Origin of the sequence: Acetivibrio cellulolyticus CD2, from assembly GCF_000179595.2 — a bacterium.
Lineage (GTDB): Bacteria > Bacillota > Clostridia > Acetivibrionales > Acetivibrionaceae > Acetivibrio > Acetivibrio cellulolyticus.
This window is the reverse complement of the sequence record NZ_JH556659.1, coordinates 520,973-541,069: the sequence shown is the minus strand read 5'-3', so window position 1 is coordinate 541,069 and position 20,097 is coordinate 520,973. Positions and strand designations below refer to the sequence as shown.

Genomic DNA, 20,097 nt, shown 5'->3' with positions numbered 1-20,097 from the left:
GACAATCAAAATTGGCATCCGACATATTTGTGCCTTGAAAGTCGGGGAGAATTATTCCATTTAATTTATTATTGTATTGAGAGGGTTGATAAATTGGGTTGGCTTGAACGAATGAATAAGGCGATGAGTTATATAGAAGAAAACTTATCCGATAAAATTGATATAAACGAAGCAGCAAAACTGGCATGTTGCTCAACTTACCATTTTCCAAGAATGTTTTCTTCAATAGCAGGAATATCTTTGTCCGAGTACATACGACGAAGACGATTATCTCTTGCGGCATTTGAGCTTCAAAGCACCAATGCCCGCGTGATAGATGTTGCATTAAAATATGGCTATGATTCTCCCGATTCATTTGCCCGGGCATTCTATAATCTTCATGGAGTTAAGCCGACAGCAGCCCGGTTAAGGGGAATACAATTAAAAGCTTATCCCAAAATGTCCTTTCAACTTACAATAAGGGGACAGACTGAAATGGAGTACAGGATTGAAGAATTAGATTTTGAGTGTTTGATTGTTGGAATAAAGGAGCCTGTTGTAACAGAGGATGCCTTCAAAACCATTCCGGAACTGTGGAGGAAAGCCAGTGAGAATGGCTTGCTGAAAAAATTAATAGATATGTCATGGGAAAACCCTAAATGCAAGCTTGCTGGAGTTTTAGGAATTTGTGGAGAACAAGCTTCCATTACAGACCCCAAATTTAATTATCTTATGGGAGTTCGCTATGACAATCCAGATTTTGCTGAAATGAAAAAAATGATAATACCTAAAAGTACATGGGCAGTGTTTCCAAACGTTATTGAGGCCTGGAAACGGTTATACATTGAATGGCTACCCATATCAGGTTATGAGCTGGAGGATTTGCCGTGTATCGAGTGTTACAATTTACATGGGCACAGTCCAGAGGAGGAATTGTGGGTTCCAATTAAAATTAACAGATCATAGGACGTGGAAAACTGGTTTGATCATTTGGAGGGAAATATATTATGAATAACATTAAAAGCAATTACTTAAATATTGACAACGGTAGATTGTTCTATTCCACGAAGGGAGAAGGAGAACCGTTAATCTTGATTCATGGCAATTTTAATGACTCCAGGATCTGGGATTACCAGGTAGATTGTTTTGCTGATTATTACAAAGTAATATGGTATGACCAAAGAGGATATGGCAAGTCTGATACTCCTAAATCTGCTTTTTCACATCACGAGGATTTAAAAGCATTATTTGATCAATTGGAAATAAGAAAAGCCAATATTATCGGGTCTTCCTCAGGAGGGAGTGTTGCGATTGATTTTGCCCTGCAATATCCGAAATTGGTTAATAAGCTTATACTGGTTGCTCCATCTGTAAATGGATGCCATTATCCGCTGCAAGTGATGTTTGAAGCAATGAAAAACATCTTCTGTCTGAAATCTAAAGGATTTGAGGCTGCAATAGATAGATTTATAAACAATCCATTCTGGGAATACTTTTTTCCGCCTGAACACAGGGAGGAAGCCAGGGAAAAAGTACTTGAGACAGTTAGAACTCAAAAGAATTTTTACAGTTGGGACTTTAATCTGGCTATACCTCAAAAACCCCTTGCCAATAAGCGATTAAAAGAAATACTTATTCCTGTCTTGATTGTAATTTCCGATAAGGACAAAGCATTTAACATAGAGGTCGGGGAATATGTTTGTAGAAACATACAAAACTCAAAAAAAGTTGTCATGTCTGATTGCGGTCACTTGCCTTTTGTAGAAAAAACTCAGGAATTCAACAGATATGTGCTGGATTTTCTCAAAACCGCAGTATGTAAAGATCAAAAAACTGCCCCTCAAACCTCATAGGACAGTTCAAATAATTTGCACTTAAAACTCTACTGTTCCCCTGCTAATACGGCAATACGTTCATTGGGATTATCCCTATAAACTCCGCCATGATAGCAAATTACCGTTTCGATGTCATACTTGGTAAGCTTTTTTATAGACTCATTATACTTGTCTTTGTCAAAAAGAGTAAACGCTGGTGCATATACCAGTTCCCCATTTTCAACATTGAAAGCATCTCCTGCTATAAGGGTTTTGCTCTTGTGATGGTAAATACAGATATGCCCGAATGTGTGCCCCGGAGTATAGATAACTGTAATTCCACCGCAATAAGGAAGTACCTGTCCGTCGTCTACAGTCACATCAACGTTTGCTTTTAACATTTTGTAATTGGCCCTAAGAGCATCACACAGTTTTTTCATCTGCTGCCCCAACTCCCCCTGCAATGCAGCTGCCTGAGCATCCATTTGTTCTAATCGAAGCGGTAAAACTTCAGCCTCAATATATGGTTTTTCTTTTTCATGTGCAAATACTGTGATTTTTTGAGTTGATTCTTTCAAAATGCCAGCTAAGCCACCGACATGATCAGCGTCGGCATGAGTGATAATTATTTTGCTCAAACGTTCAAATTGTACACCGGCTTTCTCAATAGCTTCACGAAATTGGTGAGTTTGATGTGTAAGCCCTGCATCTATTAGTACTACTTCATCATTATCCCAAATAAGAGAAGGATGAATAACACCCGGCCCATTCATAAGAACCGCTGGTATTTCAAGTATTTCTAAGCCTTCAGCTATTTTCATCATTATCAACCCTTTCAAATTTTATATTAATTTCAACAATCTATATATACTATATTATGATTCATGTTATTTGCAAACATAGGAAAAGGGCGAGATTTTTTGCCCTTTCCATTAAGAGATGAATATATACAGGTTTAGTCTTTTATTATTTGTTTAATTTAATATTGGACCTGTTACTGGATCTATTATTGGGCTTCTTACATAGTCTTCTATAGGTAACTTTATGATTGTACCTAAAATAAAACCTCTTATATATGCAAAGTCTATGCTGTCAATTTTACCGTCAACATTAACATCCCATATATATTCCTTACGGAAAATCGGCTCAACTGGTATTTCAAACCCTAAAAGGTATGACCGGAAGTAACCTAAATCAATCGAACTTAATTGTCCATCGTTGTTTGTATCACCCCAAACAGATCTCACTGGAGCAAGTGATAAAAAGTATTCATAGTCATTAGAATCGCAATCGCCATCATCATTCACATCAGCTTGCTCTTGAGCAGTGCTATCAGCAAATGTTCTCAGTCCAAGTAAAACACTTTTAAAGATAATACCGTCATAATAGTTAGCTTTGCCATCTCCATTAATATCGCCTTTTCCTTCAGGCATGGCAATCCCAGCAGCTGATACAGAGCTAATCATCAACGTGTTTAACAGAAATGCAACTACAAAAACCAAACACAAAGGTCTTTCATTGAATCTCTTCATTATAATCCCCCTTTTAAATTAACCACATCTAAACCCGTAATATATATCTTCCTAACAAAATTATACATCTTTTCAACAAAATCAAACATATTTTTTACAAATAATTTAACTGTTAGAATTAAAATTTTTAATATACATTTTAATGTTTAATTATCATTATAAAAGCTAATTATATATTTATATAGGTCATTTATAAAGGATTTGCTACATAAATCAAAAATTGTAATATTTTTATTGGTGCATAATTCTTTATCCCTAAACGATTTTTCAGGTATTAGCAGTGCTAATTGACTGTTTTTGTCCCAACAAAAGTTTATAAACTTGTTGATTTCGTCATAATTCTCAGTTATAACAATTTCTATATCTACTTCAAAAGAGCTATTTTTATATTTAAAATAATCGAAATCTTTGGAAATTGCATTGATCCCATAAATAATTACATCAGGATTGTATAATCCACACAATGTTTGAAGTCTGGCAGGATCGTATTTGTTAAACTTTGATCGGTTAAAAAGCGGTGAATAATTTATTCCAAATAAGTTTCCAATACATGTATCACTTGCTAGTACTACGTTATATTTATCATTTCTAAACTTCTTACCAAGCTCATCTAGTAACTCCATAAGCTTATCACCCATAAAGTCATTCACACAGATTAATGGAATACCCATACTCCTTGTAGCAGGGTTGTCTAAATAATTAAATATAGATGGATGCCAAATCTTTGTTTTTTCACTTATACCAGAAAGCTTCAGCTCTTTATTTATTTCATTATCATCAAGATAAACCACATTTTTACCTCTACTAATTATCTCGTTTAATAAATCCTCACTCGCACACTTTTCATGTACACAAGCAAAATTATTAGCATTTAAAATAACCGTATCAAATTCCACAATAATTCTTTTGGTTTCATCCAGTAAATTTCTTATGTTTTTTATAGCACTACAATAACAATCACATTTTAAATTGATTTGATCAACTATTTTATAATTATGATTATATTTAGGAAGTTGGATTGTAAGATTATTAAGATTAATCAAAAGAGCCTTTTCTACCCAATCTACATTTTTAATTAAGTGTGACTGTTCAGTTTTATCCTTTCTATTCACTGACCCATCAATAAGCTTTGCCTTAACGCCATCAACAGTAATATACGGATTTCCTTTTACAATTTCATATACCTTTGCAGTAATAAATGGAGTAGCATAACTGTTGCATAAATCACTGCGAGATACTCCTCCATTATATTTTACCAGATCAAATACACTGCAGCTTGTAATATCAATACCGTCATACGGATAAAAGTTATAAATGTATCCTTCTCCTTTGAGTTTGTACGTAAAATCTGTTTTTACACCTATTACGTTAGTACAACTTGATGGGTAAGTCATTACACGTTGGTTACTGCACGCCGCAATAATAATTACCCCTTCTTTAGCGGCATAGTTAATAATCTTAAGCAATTCTGGGTAATCATCAAAATAAATAGTCCCTAAACTTAAATTAACTATTTTCACTGTTTTCGCAATACACCACTCTATTGCTTTTATTAGCTGTTTACATAGACACCTTCTCTTATCATTCAGAATCTTAACGCTGCTAATCGATGCCTCAGGAGCAAACTTTTTTATTATTGCTGCACATATTGTGGCATGACTTGAAGAATACTTATCATATCCGTCTCTAGTTATTATCTCAAGGTTCTGAGTAATTTCTATATTATATTTTAGACTATTTAAACAATATAGTCCTTCATTTATTCCATCATCAATAATTGCGATATCCAGCATAAACTCTAGCCCCACAGTCAGGTACTTGCTTTCGACTGTAACTCTGATTGTATAATACCTGAGATATTACTATAAAACAAATTCTCACTTAGTGGCTTGAACAAAACTTGAATATTTCTTGAATGTTTATTGATTTAGGACTTAGGACTATCAAATTTCTTCATTTCTAAACAAAACAAGGGAGCATTGCTTCCTACATTAAAGTAGTTTTCAACGCTCCCACTCATATTTATTCTTTGTATAACCTTATCAAATTACAATTTAAAATCCTTATCAATCTTCTTGTGCGTAAAGTTTCTTGCTTTGCTGGCATAATCAGCAACGATGTGTCCATTTCCTACAAGCTTGTATTTGTATATCAACAGACCATCCAATCCGACCGGTCCTCTTGCATGTATCTTATTTGTACTTATTCCTACCTCTGCGCCAAAACCATACCTGAAGCCATCACTAAAACGTGTAGAACAGTTCCAGAATACATTTCCAGAATCAACAAGGTTCATAAACAATTCAACGTTCTCTTTATTGCTTGATATAATTGAATCGGTATGCCCTGAACCGTAAGTATTTATATGATCTATTGCTTCTTCTGCACTATCTACAACCTTTATCGACAATTTATAGTCAAGGTATTCGGTTTTCCAATCTTCTTCAGTTGCAGCAGGCACATCTATTATAGCTCTTGTTCTATCACAGCCAACAAGTTCAACGTTCTTTTTTTGCATCTCAGCCTTTAGGATAGGTAGAAACTCTTTTGCTGCATCCTTATGCACAAGTAAAGTCTCAGTGGCATTACATACTGCTACATATTGGGTTTTGGAATCAACAACAATTCCGACAGCCATTTTAACGTCTGCTCCAGCATCAACATAACAGTGGCATATACCATCTGCGTGACCTAAAACAGCAATATTGGAATTCTCCATAATATATCTGACAAACTCATTAGAGCCTCTAGGAATTATCAGATCTATATACTCATCCATTTTGAGCATTTCATTTACATCATCTCTTGTTTCAAGAAGCTGTATCCAGCCTGATGGAATGCCTACACTTTCTGAAGCATCCCTAATTATCTCAGCTAGTACTTTGTTAGTATTTATAGCTTCTCTTCCACCCTTTAAAAGCACAGAATTACCGCTTTTCAAGCACAACGTTGATATCTGAACCAAAGCATCAGGTCTTGATTCAAATATCACCCCTATTACACCAATAGGACAGCTCACTCTATAAAGCTCCAGCCCTTCATCCAGTTCAGATGAAGCAATTGTTTTTCCAACTGGATCTGGAAGCTCAATCAAGCTTTTTATCCCACTAATAACTTCGGATAATTTGTTGTCGTCAAACTTAAGCCTCTTTAATAGTGGAGAAGCAAGGTTTTCTTTTTCACTCCTTTGAATATCTTCCTGGTTTGCTTTGAAGATTTCTTCCTTTCGTAATTCAATCAGCCTTGCAATTTCATTCAAGGATTTATTTTTAAGTTCAGTATCAGCTGCTGCGAGCTTAATCGATGCCTTCTTTGCAAGATATGCAACTTCCTTAATATCCATATACATCACCTTTAAATCATTTAGTTTATATAAATGATACAACAGTATTCATTCTTTCGCAACACACAAAATTCTCATAACATCATTTTCATTATCAAAATTCTATAAACCTGAGCTAATTTCCCTCCAATATATTCACAATAAACAGGGTAATCAACAGGCCCAAAAACTTTTAGTGCCTTATGATACGAAGTAATAGCTTCAAACAGCATTTTATAATCATCTTCAAAGTAGGATAACTCTAAATACATATCGCCTATATCTGTATAAGTTTTTGCAAAATCTACCGGGTACTTTCTTAAAGAGAACAGCCTTAAACTCTCCTGATACTCAGTCATGGCAAGTTTTAGGCTTTCAATGCCCCCATTAATCCTATACATTCTCCTATATGCCTCTCCTATGCGCTTATGTACTTTAGCATAATTTCGGGGATAACTTTCCACACTCCATGCTTTTAACGCTTCTTCATAAGCTGCTATCGACCCTTTAAGGTTCATTTCCGGATCTTCAGTCTCAGAAATTATTGTATAGATGTTCCCTAAGTTATAATGTATCATTGCACAAGTGTAAGAATCAGCTTCTAATGTATATAGGTCCAGAGCTTTCTTGTATAAAAGAATTGCTTCATTCAAGCTTTTACAAGCTTCGTCCTTTAACCCAAGGTCATGATATGTCAAACCTAAATTATAATTAACTAACGCATTATCAAGCCAAAAACCTTTTCCATCATAAGTTTTTAATGCCTGATTTATTAAATCTGCAGACCTGTCCAAATCTTTTCTGTCACCAGTAATCTCATATAAAACCCTGTAAGCATTTCCAAGATTGTTTAGAACAGAAGCATTACTGTCAAAAACATTTTCTGCTTTATAAAGTTCAAGTGCCTTTTCATAATGATCAATTGCAAATGTTATATTTTTCTTGACATCTTTCATTTCAGCCATAAGACAATATGCATTACTAATATTAATTAATACATGCTCATATAATTCGGGATTGTCATCAGAAGTTATGTTCTCAAGAATGTCCCTGTAACTCTCAATAGCTTCCTCAGCATCATTCTTTTTCAGAAGCCTGTCTGCATAACCAAGCATGTCATATATCGTATCGGTTGTGTAAGGCTCAAAAACATTCACAATGATACCGTTCCCAGCTATAACTATATTTCCTTCTCCCTCAATATATACATTATCTTCATCATACTCTGATAAGATTATGAGGTTTTCTTTGTTCTTCCACCTGATTTGTACTCCAAACTCCCTGGCTATAAACTTGCTCGGTACATAAATAATACCATCCGAAATAGCTACAGGCTTGTCAAGTATTATAGTTTTACTGTCCAGACTTACTTCAGTACTACCTGCTTTAAAAATGAGCTGACTCTTATCCTTTGTACAGCTAACAGATCTTTCAAAAGAATTTAGCACCACATTCCATCCAAGAAACTCCAACGCCGGTACTGCTGAAACATATACAGTCTTGTCTATTACTATTTGCGGAGCATTTAATGAATTCCCACCGTTATCCAGTATTAGTTTTTTATCCTCTGCAAGAACGCATGAAAAAGAGGTTATAATAATTATTGCAATCAAAAATGCTCCCAATGCTTTACTTTTCATAATCTCCACCTCAACACAAAGCATTAGAATAAATTAGATACGCACAGTTCGGGATAACAATATATTTACTCAATATTGATAGAAATATTATTTCCCTTACCCACTTTATTATGATCCCCAAATATAATGACATCCCCATCTGTTATTGTGTTGTTTGTATTATAGGTATTGTTGGTGGAATTGTCTGTGTTGTTTGTAGTTGTATTGTTCGTGGTTGTATTGTTCGTGGTTGTATTGTTCGTGGTTGTGTTATTTGTGTTTGTGTTGTTTGTAGTTGTATTGTTTGTAGTCGAATCGTTTGCAGTCGAATCGTTTGCAGTCAAATCGTTTACAGTCGTGTCGTTTTTTGTTTCTCTTGATTCCTTCCCTTCTGTTACGTTACTTTTTTGGGAACTGCATATATCTTCATTTTTATCTTGTTCATGATTAACCTTTGGTTCAGCAATTACTTCAGAACTTATTTTACTACCAACATCATTTATATCGATTTTGGATTCTAAAGCCGGATTGCCCGTATTTTTAGGGTTCGTAGCTGCATCGCTCGCTTGAGAGTTATCGCTGGCTTTATCTTTTGGCTTTTGCGACTGCCTGGGAGTAATTTCTGCATTTTTCTGCTCATTATAAGTGTTTTCACCCGATACTGCCGCTTTTTGATTCTCAGGCTGACCATTTGTTGCAGCATTTACTGCCAAAAAGGCTGAAACAACAACTAAAAGTGTTCCGAATACAACTGAAGCTTTTAGCTTCTTTTGCAATTTCCGTGGCATATTCTCCTTATTTATATCATTATCACTTTTATTTTTAACATCTTTTTCTAACCTTCCAACATACCTTTCCCCTCTATCCTTTGACAAAGACATATTGAACTCTATAACTCCAGAATACTTTCCTTCAATACCTTCTGAAAAAGCTGTTATCGTTTCCATCTCAATCGTATTCTTCGCAATGCCCTCAATTCCATTAGACTCATTAATTTCTAAACTACCATCACCAATTTCTTCATAATGAGCTTCTTTCCCCAGTACAACTGTAACTAATTTTAAAACCTCTGATAAAAACTCTTTAAAATCCTCTATACTTATCAATGAACTTCTAATCACACCCTTTAGGTAAGAGTTATTAATCAAGTTCGTAATCTCGTTTCTCATTATTTTACGCTGAGTTTCTGTTGACTCTTCATATGCAAACTCAACTATTTTTATAATGTCTTCATTTGTAGGCTGTGTTTTGGAGTTCTTCCATTTTGAGATAATTGAAGGATCTTTAATCAGATAGCTATCTGCAAGAATATTACCTCTTTTCTTTGTAGTTCTGAATATAACTTCCAATATATTCCTTATATCCAAATTATAGTTTTCCATAGCATTCTCCCCATTCAAAATTATATTCGTTCTAATCTTATCTGTTTATCACTATATTTTAAATCTAACGCATTTTTTCAATCCTTCGCCATATTATTCCTTTTCTTTACAATCTCCTGATATACTGACGGATACTTTTCAAATGTATAAACTTTTAAAGCCTTATCATAGTGCTCCATTCCCTTCATAATATTTTCATTTCTATTTTCAATTATTGATAGGCTATCATATAAGTCACCCTTGAGATCACAAAAACCCGCATAAGCTAGAGGCCACTCCTCAACCGAATACTTATCCTGACATTCATCACACAACTTAAATGCTTCTTCCAGGTTCTTCGCTCTGTCTTTTATTTGAGCAAGTTTGTTTAGAGCGCTTATTTTAGCACTAGCAACACTTATGTAAAGTTGTTCAAAATTTCTCACTTCACCTTGCAATGCGTCCAAAACTTCATTATATGAATTCAGGGATTTTAAAAGATTCTCTTCTTTGTCTCTAATATCTGCTTTTGTTTGATAAATATCTCCAGCATTCTTAACTAACATCAAGTGATAAAAACGGTTATCTTCCGTGTTCAAAAGCTCAAGTGCCTTACTATTGAACTCTAAAGCTTTTTTAAGATTCAGTTCACTTTCACCCAAGTCTGCCAATTCCAAATAAGCTTGAGCCAAATTATAATTTGTATAACCATAAAGATATGAATCATCCTGAATTTCTTTAATCCCCAAAAGCTTATTACAGATATCAATAGCGTTACTCAAATTCTTTTCTTTATCTGCTGCTTTTGACATATTGAGATAGTTTACTGCAATATAAACCTGCATATATTCATTACAGAGAGGTCTATCCATCTTATACTCTGAATTCAAAACCTTTTTATATTCTCCTATAGACTTCTGGCTGTTTTCCACCGTATTATCCAAAAGTGCAAAATTACGATATACATCACCCATTCCCATAATAGAATACAAATACATATATGGGAAACTTCCCTCATTAAAGACTTTTTGTGAACACTCGTATGAATTAATAGCTTTGTTAAAATTATCCCCTGCATTTTTGGCCAACGCAAGATTATAATAAGCTCTTCCAAGACTATTGTTTATATCACCATAGTAAACAGGATAGCCTTCAAGAGTATAAAAATCCAATGCTTTATTGTAATAATCTATAGCCTTCATTAAATTATCTTCAAAATCACAATAGTCTGCCAAAGTAGCATATGCTGTTGCTAGATGCACGCTAGCTTCTGAATTATAAAACAAATACTTGTCCGACGTAAAAACCTTCAGTGCTTCCTGAAAAAAGCTTATAGCTTTTTTGCAGTTGTTTTCACCATCTCCTATATTTTCTAATGCAGTATAAATTCGTCCCCTGTTTACACTCACGAGTCCGTAGCAAAAAGGGTAATCGCCTATAGTAAATACTTTAGATGCTTCGTCCAATGCTTTAAGCCCTTTCTCCAACTTTTCTCTGTTGGTATCACCAGCATAAGATATAAAATATGCAAAACCTAAGTTATTCTGGTTAGCCGCATACTGAAAAGGATATCTTTCCAATGTATAAAATTTAAAACCTTCCTCGTAGGCTTTAACAGCATTGTTGATATTTTCTTCATTCGGTATAACCATCAAGTATTGCAGGTACAAATTCCCAAGGTTAGTTTGGATTCGAGCATATTTTTCAGGATCACTATCCGTAGTAATATACTTGGTAGCGTCTTTAAATGCAGCAATTCCCTTATCTAATGACTCATTTTCCCCCCTCACCCTAAAATAATAAGTATAAGCTATACCTTGCATAAATCGCGTATATGCAAATTCAGCCGGGCAATCCTTCTCTGTAAATATTCCTAAAGCCTCATCAAAACATTCAAAAGCTTTTTTTATATTTTCTTCCATACTATTTGTAACTGAAAGCTGAGTAAAATTTATTCCTTTTATATTTTGAATATTTGCATAATCATAAGGATAATCTTTTTTATTAAAAAACTTCAATGCCTCATCAATTTCCGACATAGCTTTTGAAGCATTGCTTTCCATATCCCTTACCGAAGACAATGACATATAAGCAGCCGCTGATAATTTATAGGTGTAAGCTCTCTCATATGCAAATTTGTTATCATCAACTTTTTCCAAAACTTCTTCAAACAGTGAAATTGCCTTTATCAGATTTTCTTCGCTGTTTATCGCTGATGATAGTTTTACATAAGAGCATCCAAGGTTATTCATTACATAAATGTATTCCTCCGGATTTTTCGCCCATGAAATATTTTTAAGCACTTCTTTATACTTATTAATGGCACCAACTAGATTACTTTCATCATATAGTTTATCTGCCTCTGTTATAATTTCATTCACTTTATCAATACTATGCGACCTCGAAATATTAACTATTATATCTTCGCCCTTTGCAACAACATTATCGCTGCCTGAAACAGAAATATCCCCGGTGCTTTTTTCTGAAAAATAAACTATTCCTTCTTTCTTGTCCAACTTAACTTCAATACCCAAACCCTTTTCAATCATTTCTTCCGGCGCAAGGACCCTTCCATTGATTACAGGTAATCCTGGATTTACCATTACATCCTTCCCATCAATAACTAAGCAACCCTTACCTACATCAAATAAAACCTTATTGTTATCTTTTGTGCATATAGCAGTCCTATCCTTATCGTCCCATCCAACTTCAAAACCAAAAGTTTCAAATACTTCCCTTACAGGTATCATAACCCTATTATCAATCAAACAAGGATATGTATTAAAATTTACATCTACATCGTTTATTCTAACATCCAAATTCTCTGTACTTGCCTTTGTTGTTATCTGCATTGTTGAAACAACAAGTAATAAAACCAGTATCCTCAGTAAATTTCTCCCCAAAGTAATCCCTCATTTTCATAATTATATAAATCTTTTACATATTCTATCACTTTTTTAGGTATATAAAAACTAAAACTTTATATTTATTCCGCGCAAATCACAGAATTTTATTATTAGATCATACAAATATGCAAACGCGATTATGAATTTGCATGCTTTATTAAGAGCTTCTTTCAGTAAGAAAAAAGAGGCTGTCAAAAAACAGCCCCTTTTTTCCCTTTAATCTTTACTTTTCAACTGCTGCTATCTCCGAATCATCTTCTGCTCTGGTGAAATGGTGATCCAAAGCACTTTCAAGGATTTGCCCATAAGCCCAATGATTTTCAGCAACATCCTTAAAGGGCATTCTTATTCCTGAAAGTGGTCCTCTGAACAACATTTTATTAACAATAGTTACTGCTTCGCTTCTTGAGATATTATTGTCAGGTTTGAATAACCTTTCACCGTTTTCAATATATCCTTCTATCAATTTAACTCTGTATATCTCTTCAATGAAGTTCTTTGCCCAGTGATTGTTTATATCTGAAAAGTTTATTTTATCATGTTCAACATTCTTAAGTTTCAGATAATTTGCAAGCACCGTAGCAAACTCTGCTCTTGTTATATAACTGTCAGGATGGAATGAACCATCTCTATAGCCCATAAACAGACCTGCATTTGTAACTGAATTTATACATTTATATGCCCAGTGCGTGCTTTTCACATCAGAATAATTCCTATTCAGTGATTCCACTTTATCAATACCAAGCACTCTATACATCATAGCAGCAACTTCAGCTCTGGTAACATTATTGCCCGGTCTAAATGTATTATCTTCATAACCTGCTATATATCTGGCATGATAGTTATTTACGTTTGAGTATAACAGGAATATGGTTTTGGATGAATCATCCTCCGTCTTTGTCACATATGTACTAGTAACTGTAGCTGTGTTTGAGGAGCTTACTTCAGCCTTATCTAACTTATTTACGCTAACTTTATACTCAATTTTACCTGAAGTATTAGCAGCTAACTTTGCAATTTTCCATTCAATTGCTGTTCCTTTTGCAGTACCACCTGCCAGGTCAACAACAGTTGTATATGCAGGGATTTCAGCTTTTACAATTACATTAGATGCTGTTTCAGCTGATTTATTTTTATATTCAATAGCAAATTTAATTATCTCACCTTCAGCATACTTGGATTTATCCGAGCTTAGAAAAACAGCCAAATCAACAACCGTAATGTTCGGTACAGGTGAGTAAGATTGATTGGTATTTTTGTTATTGTTATTATCGTCATTTGAATTTTTATCTTGAGGTGGAGGTGTATGCCTATCGTCATTATTATTGTTGCTGTCACCATTTGTTGATTTATTAATAGTTACTGTTTTACTTGTAACAGGCGAAACATTACCTGCATTATCAACTGTTCTTGCGTTAATCTTGGTTTCTCCTATTTTTGTTATTGTAATCAGACTTCCATTTTCATATTCTTGCCAATCACTAGTTGTTGCACCAGCTAAACAGTATTCCGTTCTGTCAACTCCAGATTCTTCATCCTTTCCAGGCTTAATTGTTGCTATTATTGGCGATTCTGTGGTTTTGTCCGCACTGGTTGTTATTACAGGCGCTGTAGAAGGTGTAGTATCAATATTGTCAACCACAAGTCTACCTGTTGGAGAATAATTTCCGGCATCATCCGTAGATCTTGCTTCAATTGTTGTATTTTTGTCTACTACAATAGGCTTTCCATCATATGGTTTCCAACCATCATCCCCTATTTTAACTTCCTTTGTAACTGGATCCCCAGGATAATAAACTGATACAGTAACCGATTTATTTGTGGGCTTTGTAGTATCTGGCTTCAATATAGGTGTATCTGGCGATGTCTTATCTATGTTACTTATAACCAAACGTCCTATATCTGATATATTTCCAGCCGCATCTATAGCCCTTGCTTCTACAGTTCCGTTTTGATCCATTATTATTTTCCCGTCTTTTGCCTTAGTGTCAAACTTCTCCCATGCAGAACTATTTATCCTGATTTCCTTTACTGCTGCATCAGCAGGATAAGTAACTGTCACATTAACACTCTGGTTTGTTGGTATTGTAATATCGGCTCTCAATATTGGAGCCTCCGGAGGAATTTTGTCTATATTTGTAACAACAATAGAAGCCTCCTCGCTTTTATTCCCAGCTTCGTCCGTACATACTGCATAAACCGTCTCATTTTCAATAAGTTTAAACGAGTCCTTGTATTCTATCCATGCACCATCAATACCTACTTTATAAAGCTTTTCAGCTGCATCGGCAGGATACGCAATAGTTATCGCAACATCTCCATTAGTAGGAATGCTATTAACTGGTTCCTGAGATATAACTGGCTTTGCCGGAGCTATTTTATCTATATTCGTAACTTTAATTATACCTATATCGGAAATGTTCCCGGCTACATCTATAGCCCTTGCTTCTATAATTCCATTTTCGTCCACCGTTATTTTTCCATCTTTTGCGGCACTATCAAATCCCCCCCAACTTGCTCCATTAATTCTGATTTCCTTTACTGCTGCATCATCGGGGTAAGACACTGTCACGTCAACAGTCTTGTTCGTAGGTGTCGTAGGATCTTGAGTAAGCGTCGGAGCATCAGGAGGTATTGTATCAAGTGTAAAACTTGTTTCTACCAGCGCAGATCTTACCCCTCGTTTATCAACTGCCCACATATATAGGGTATGTGCTCCATCATTAAGTTTAAAATGTTTAATTTCAATTGTGTTATCTATATCCTGTTCTTTACCATCCGATATTAGTGAACTTATGTAAGCTGTCCCTTTTGTACTAGATGTATATGTATCAAAAGCATAATTTACATCTAGTATATCACTGATATTTTCATCTTTTGCAAACCCTTTAATATCAATTTTATCCTTGACAAAATCTCCACTTTTCGGTGAAGACAGAGATAACTGCGGCGCAACATTTAAAGTGTAATTAAAATTAACCGTATAACTATAGAAGTTGCACTCAGCCTTTGTCACATTACCAAAATACTTTGCCCAATATAATTTTTTTATTGAGTCATATCCTGAATCTACTTTTGAGATTTCACCAATATAACCATCCAAATCGTAGGGAATCAAATTAGGGAAATCATCATAAGTGTTTTCCTCCAATACTGTAACAGCTTTTGTATGGGGACCCACTCTCGAAGGCACACCCTCGGATACCGTTAGTATAACCTTATCTCCGCTTATACTGTAAGATACCTTTCCTGTATTTACAGAAATACCCGAGATGTCAAAAATGTCCTGTATCTCTACAGTTTTAGAGCGGTCTTGATACGGACTTTCCGAGAAGTTTTCCGTTCTTGGTTCCAATTTTACTTCAGCGGATATAAAAACTACGTTTTGCCAAATCATTGCAAATACTAGACAAAAGCAAATTGCAATTGACAAAACTTTACTGCATTTCTTCCTACGCATGTTGCTATGCACCCCCGTTTTCAATCACATAAATATATATGGAAATATGGTATTTCCATATATTATCCTATTCAACTTTTTCCAATTGTTACAGTTTTTCGAAAATAAATACAAGTCTCCTTTGTAAAAATACTTTCAGAATTTACACACAAAGTTATGCATTTTGCACAAAAAAATCTCAGTAGGAATTTAACCCCTGAGATTTTAGAATATTTTCTTTGCAAATTCCTTAAATCGAAGGAACTTTAGCTTATTTAAAATTTGAGTCAATTTCTGCTACCAACAAAAAAGGGGCTGCAAAGCAGCCCCTTTCCCACATTTTAAATCATTTATTATTTTATCACTGCTGTTTCCGAATCATCATCGTTTCTTGTGAAATTATGATCTAACGCACTTTCAAGTATTTGACCATAAGCCCAATGAGTTTCGGCAACATCCTTAAATGGCATCTCTATACCTGATAGAGGACCTCTGAACAACATCTTGTTAACTATAGTTACTGCTTCACTCCTTGAGATATTATTGTCAGGTTTGAATAATCTTTCACCGTTTTCAATATATCCTTCTATCAACTTAACTCTATATATCTCTTCAATGAAGTTCTTTGCCCAGTGATTGTTTATATCTGAGAAGTTCATTTTATCATGTTCAACATTCTTAAGTCCCAGATAATTTGCAAGTACGGTAGCAAATTCAGCTCTTGTTATATAACTGTCTGGATGGAATGAACCATCTATGTAACCAGCAAATAGCCCTGCATTTGTAACAGCAACTATGCTTTTATATGCCCAATGGGTGTTTTTCAGGTCAGTATAATTCTTAGTAGTTGATTCCATTTTATCAATTCCAAGCACTCTATACATCATAGCAGCAACTTCAGCTCTAGTAACATTATTGCCTGGTCTGAATGTGTTATCAAGATAACCTGCAATATACTTAGGATGATAGTTATCTATGCCTGAGTACAAAAGGAATATGGTTTTAGATGAATCATCTTCTGTCTTTGTCACATTTGCACTCTTAACTGTAGCTGTGTTTGAGGAGCTTATTTCAGCCTTATCCAACTTATTTACGCTAACTTTATACTCAATTTTACCTGAAGTATTAGCAGCTAACTTTGCAATTTTCCATTCAATTGCTGTTCCGTTTGCAGTGCCTCCTGCCAAGTCAACAACAGTTGTATATGCAGGGATTTCAGCTTTTACAATTACATCATTTACTGCCACGGAAGATTTATTTTTATATTCTATGGTAAATGTGATTGTATCGCCTTCAGCATATTTGGATTTGTCTGAGCTTAGGAAAACAGCCAGATCAACAGCTGTAACTGCCGGTACAGTCGTGTCATCTTCAGTTACATTGCCACCATTATTATTTGAATTTGTATCATTGTTTACAGGCATTCCACCATTATTATTGTTATGGTCATCATTATTTTTGATTTCTTCTTTAATAACCACTGTTTTGGTTGCAACAGGCGAAATATTACCTGCCTTATCAATTGTTCTGGCACTAATCTTGGTTGAGCCTATATTTTTTATTGGTATATTAGTTCCTTCTACATACTTCTGCCAATCGCTGGTTGTAGCGCCTTCCAAGCAATACTCCGTTCTATCAACTCCGGATTCTTCATCCTTTCCACGCGTAATTGTTGCAGTTATTGGTTTGGCTATTGTTTCATCATCACTTGTTGTTATAACTGGAGCCATTGGTGGTGTAGTATCAATATTGGAAACTTCATACTTACCTATAGGAGAATAATTTCCGGCATCATCCGCAGATCTTGCTTCAATTGTTGTATTTTTGTCTACTTCAACCGGATCTTTATATGGCACCCAATCGCCATCTCCAATTTTTATCTCTTTAGTTACTGAATCTCCAGGATAATAAACCGATACAGTAACTGACTTATTTGTAGGTTCCGTAGTATCTGGAGTTAATACTGGTGTGTCAGGCGAAGTCTTATCAATATTACTTATTACCAAACGTCCTATATCTGATATGTTTCCTGCGGCGTCTATAGCCCTTGCTTCTACAGTTCCGTTCTCATCCATTATTACTTTTCCGTCTTTTGCTACATCGTCAAAGTCTACCCATTTTCCGCCATCAATTCTGATTTCTTTTTCTGCTGCATCAGCAGGATAGTAAACATCTACAGACACACTTTTGTTTGTAGATGTTGTTATATCTGCAACCAGAGTAGGCGCAACTGGAGGAATTTTATCTATATTTGTAACAACAATAGACGCCTCTTCACTCGTGTTTCCTGCTGCATCCTTACACACTGCATAAATTGTGTTATTTTCAGTAAGTTTAAACGTATCTTTATATTCTGTCCATGTTCCACTGGTTCCTATTTTATAAAGCTTTTCAACTGCGTCCGCAGGATATGTAACAGTTATTGTATCATCACCATTTGTAAAAATAGTGTTAACTGGTTCTTGCGATATAACTGGCATTACAGGAGATACTTTGTCTATATTATTTACATCCAGCTTTCCTATTTCTGAAACATTTCCAGCCGAATCTATAGCTCGTGCCTCTACAGTTCCGTTAGCATCCATCACTATTCTTCCGCCTTTTACTGCAGTATCAAATGGCACCCAACTTCCGCCATTTATTCTTACTTCTTTTACTGCTGCATCAGCAGGATATGACACAGTTACATTAACATCCTTATTTGTAGGAGTTGTTATATCTGCAACAAGCGTCGGAGCAACTGGATGAACTTTGTCTATATTCATAACATCAATTGACGCCACTTCACTAGTGTTACCTGCTGCATCCTTACATACTGCATAAACTGTATCATTAGCGGGAATTTTAAATGCAGTATCATATTTTGTCCATGTTCCGGCAGTTCCTACTTTATAAAGCTTTTCTGCCGCATCAGCCGGATATGTTATTGTTATTTCTACATCACCATTAGTAGGTGTACTGTTGTCTGGCTGCTGGGATATTACAGGCTTTGCTGGAGCTACTTTATCTATATTGGTTACATCCAGCTTTCCTATTTCGGAAACATTTCCAGCCAAATCAGTAGCCCTTGCCTCTACAGTTCCATTATCATCCATCACTATTTTACCGTATTTTGCTGCAGTATCAAATGGCACCCAACTTCCGCCATTTATTCTTACTTCTTTTACTGCTGCATCAGCAGGGTAGGACACATTCACATCGACACTCTTATTTGTAGGAATTGTAGGATCTTGAGAAAGCGTAGGAGCAGCTGGAGCAACTGTATCCACTATAAAACTTGTCTCCACTGGAACTGATCTAACACCTCTTTTATCAACTGCCCAAATGTATATCTTATGGTTACCATCTATTAGGCTAAAAGGTGTAATATCAATTGTGCCATCTATACCTTGCTCTGTTCCATCAGCAGTTACTGAACTTTTATAGGCTGTACCTATTGTGCTTTCTGTATAGGTATCAAAAGCATAATATACATTTAATATATCACCAACATTTTCATCTTTAACAAAACCAAGAACGTTAATTTTGTCTTTTATAGCATCACCATTTATAGGTGAAGTCAATGTTACTTGAGGTGCAACATTCAATGTATAGGTATAATTAACAGTATATTTATAGAACTTAGTTTCTGGGTTTGTTACATTACCACTATACTTTGCCCAGAATAAATCCCGGCTTGAATCATAGCCTGAATCCACTTTAGGCAGAATTCCACTATATCCTTCCAAACTATACGTAAACGATTCTGGGAAATCATCATATGTATTTTCTTCCGTAACTGTAACAGATTTTGTATGGGGACCTATTCTTGATGGCACACCCTCGGATACCTTTATGGTAACTTTATCTCCGCTAATACTGTACTCTACTTTTCCCGTATTTACAGAAATATCTGAAATACCGAAAATATCCTTTACTTCAGTAATATTAGAACGGATTTGATATGGGCTTTCTGTAAAATTAACCGTTACTGCCGTCGTTTTTACATCTGCGAATACTAAAACTGAATTTTGGCAAATCATCGAAATCAGTATACATAAACATGCCATAACCGCCAAAACCTTACTACATTTCTTCCTTTGCATTTTGCTATACCCCCCGTTTCTTATAAATAATAATCGTGGA

The 20,097-nt window shown here is 35.1% G+C and carries 11 protein-coding genes; 2 read left to right on the top strand and 9 right to left on the bottom strand.

From position 1 onward, the window contains the following. Positions 1 to 93 precede the first annotated feature (93 nt). The gene (locus ACECE_RS0222385) at positions 94 to 945 is read left to right on the top strand and encodes an AraC family transcriptional regulator (RefSeq protein ID WP_010251281.1); all 852 of its coding nucleotides are present in this window, start codon (positions 94 to 96) and stop codon (positions 943 to 945) included. 41 nt (positions 946 to 986) lie between these two features. Beyond that, positions 987 to 1,832, top strand: coding sequence for an alpha/beta fold hydrolase (locus tag ACECE_RS29815; protein ID WP_010251279.1), 846 nt, complete (start codon positions 987 to 989; stop codon positions 1,830 to 1,832). A 29-nt stretch (positions 1,833 to 1,861) separates the two neighbouring features. On the opposite strand, the gene ACECE_RS0222375 is transcribed toward ACECE_RS29815, so the two are convergent. From ACECE_RS0222375 to ACECE_RS31985, 9 genes are all read right to left on the bottom strand, one after another. Continuing rightward, positions 1,862 to 2,617: an MBL fold metallo-hydrolase gene (locus ACECE_RS0222375; RefSeq protein WP_235715996.1), complete on the bottom strand. Its 756-nt coding sequence runs from the start codon at positions 2,615 to 2,617 to the stop codon at positions 1,862 to 1,864. 150 nt (positions 2,618 to 2,767) lie between these two features. Beyond that, positions 2,768 to 3,325 carry a dockerin type I repeat-containing protein gene (locus ACECE_RS0222370; protein WP_010251275.1) on the bottom strand — a complete coding sequence of 186 codons (558 nt, stop codon included), beginning with the start codon at positions 3,323 to 3,325 and terminating at the stop codon, positions 2,768 to 2,770. Between the two features lie 146 nt (positions 3,326 to 3,471). Beyond that, on the bottom strand, positions 3,472 to 5,118 hold the full coding sequence (locus tag ACECE_RS29810) for a S8 family serine peptidase (protein WP_010251273.1): 1,647 nt from the start codon (positions 5,116 to 5,118) through the stop codon (positions 3,472 to 3,474). Between the two features lie 254 nt (positions 5,119 to 5,372). Next, positions 5,373 to 6,668, bottom strand: a complete 1,296-nt coding sequence (locus tag ACECE_RS0222360; RefSeq protein WP_010251271.1) for a glutamate-5-semialdehyde dehydrogenase — start codon at positions 6,666 to 6,668, stop codon at positions 5,373 to 5,375. 74 nt (positions 6,669 to 6,742) lie between these two features. Continuing rightward, positions 6,743 to 8,287: a stalk domain-containing protein gene (locus ACECE_RS0222355; protein ID WP_010251269.1), complete on the bottom strand. Its 1,545-nt coding sequence runs from the start codon at positions 8,285 to 8,287 to the stop codon at positions 6,743 to 6,745. A 65-nt stretch (positions 8,288 to 8,352) separates the two neighbouring features. Next, complete coding sequence (locus ACECE_RS29805) at positions 8,353 to 9,648, bottom strand: hypothetical protein (RefSeq protein WP_010251267.1); 1,296 nt, start codon at positions 9,646 to 9,648, stop codon at positions 8,353 to 8,355. A 77-nt stretch (positions 9,649 to 9,725) separates the two neighbouring features. Further along, entirely contained in the window at positions 9,726 to 12,530 is a 2,805-nt protein-coding gene (locus tag ACECE_RS0222345) for a stalk domain-containing protein (protein WP_010251265.1), read from the bottom strand. A 226-nt stretch (positions 12,531 to 12,756) separates the two neighbouring features. Then, the gene (locus ACECE_RS31990) at positions 12,757 to 15,993 is read right to left on the bottom strand and encodes an OmpL47-type beta-barrel domain-containing protein (RefSeq protein ID WP_010251263.1); all 3,237 of its coding nucleotides are present in this window, start codon (positions 15,991 to 15,993) and stop codon (positions 12,757 to 12,759) included. A 332-nt stretch (positions 15,994 to 16,325) separates the two neighbouring features. After that, a complete protein-coding gene (locus ACECE_RS31985) occupies positions 16,326 to 20,057 on the bottom strand; it encodes an OmpL47-type beta-barrel domain-containing protein (RefSeq protein ID WP_010251261.1) in 3,732 nt (1,243 codons plus the stop codon). Between the last annotated feature and the right edge of the window lie 40 nt (positions 20,058 to 20,097).

Bases quoted from the DNA above. Each gene is read 5' to 3' on its own strand.
- ACECE_RS29815 (WP_010251279.1), top strand. From the start codon at position 987: ATGAATAACATTAAAAGCAATTACTTAAATATTGACAACGGTAGATTG.
- ACECE_RS0222375 (WP_235715996.1), bottom strand. From the start codon at position 2,617: ATGATGAAAATAGCTGAAGGCTTAGAAATACTTGAAATACCAGCGGTT.
- ACECE_RS0222370 (WP_010251275.1), bottom strand. From the start codon at position 3,325: ATGAAGAGATTCAATGAAAGACCTTTGTGTTTGGTTTTTGTAGTTGCA.
- ACECE_RS29810 (WP_010251273.1), bottom strand. From the start codon at position 5,118: ATGCTGGATATCGCAATTATTGATGATGGAATAAATGAAGGACTATAT.
- ACECE_RS0222360 (WP_010251271.1), bottom strand. From the start codon at position 6,668: ATGGATATTAAGGAAGTTGCATATCTTGCAAAGAAGGCATCGATTAAG.
- ACECE_RS0222355 (WP_010251269.1), bottom strand. From the start codon at position 8,287: ATGAAAAGTAAAGCATTGGGAGCATTTTTGATTGCAATAATTATTATA.
- ACECE_RS29805 (WP_010251267.1), bottom strand. From the start codon at position 9,648: ATGGAAAACTATAATTTGGATATAAGGAATATATTGGAAGTTATATTC.
- ACECE_RS31990 (WP_010251263.1), bottom strand. From the start codon at position 15,993: ATGCGTAGGAAGAAATGCAGTAAAGTTTTGTCAATTGCAATTTGCTTT.
- ACECE_RS31985 (WP_010251261.1), bottom strand. From the start codon at position 20,057: ATGCAAAGGAAGAAATGTAGTAAGGTTTTGGCGGTTATGGCATGTTTA.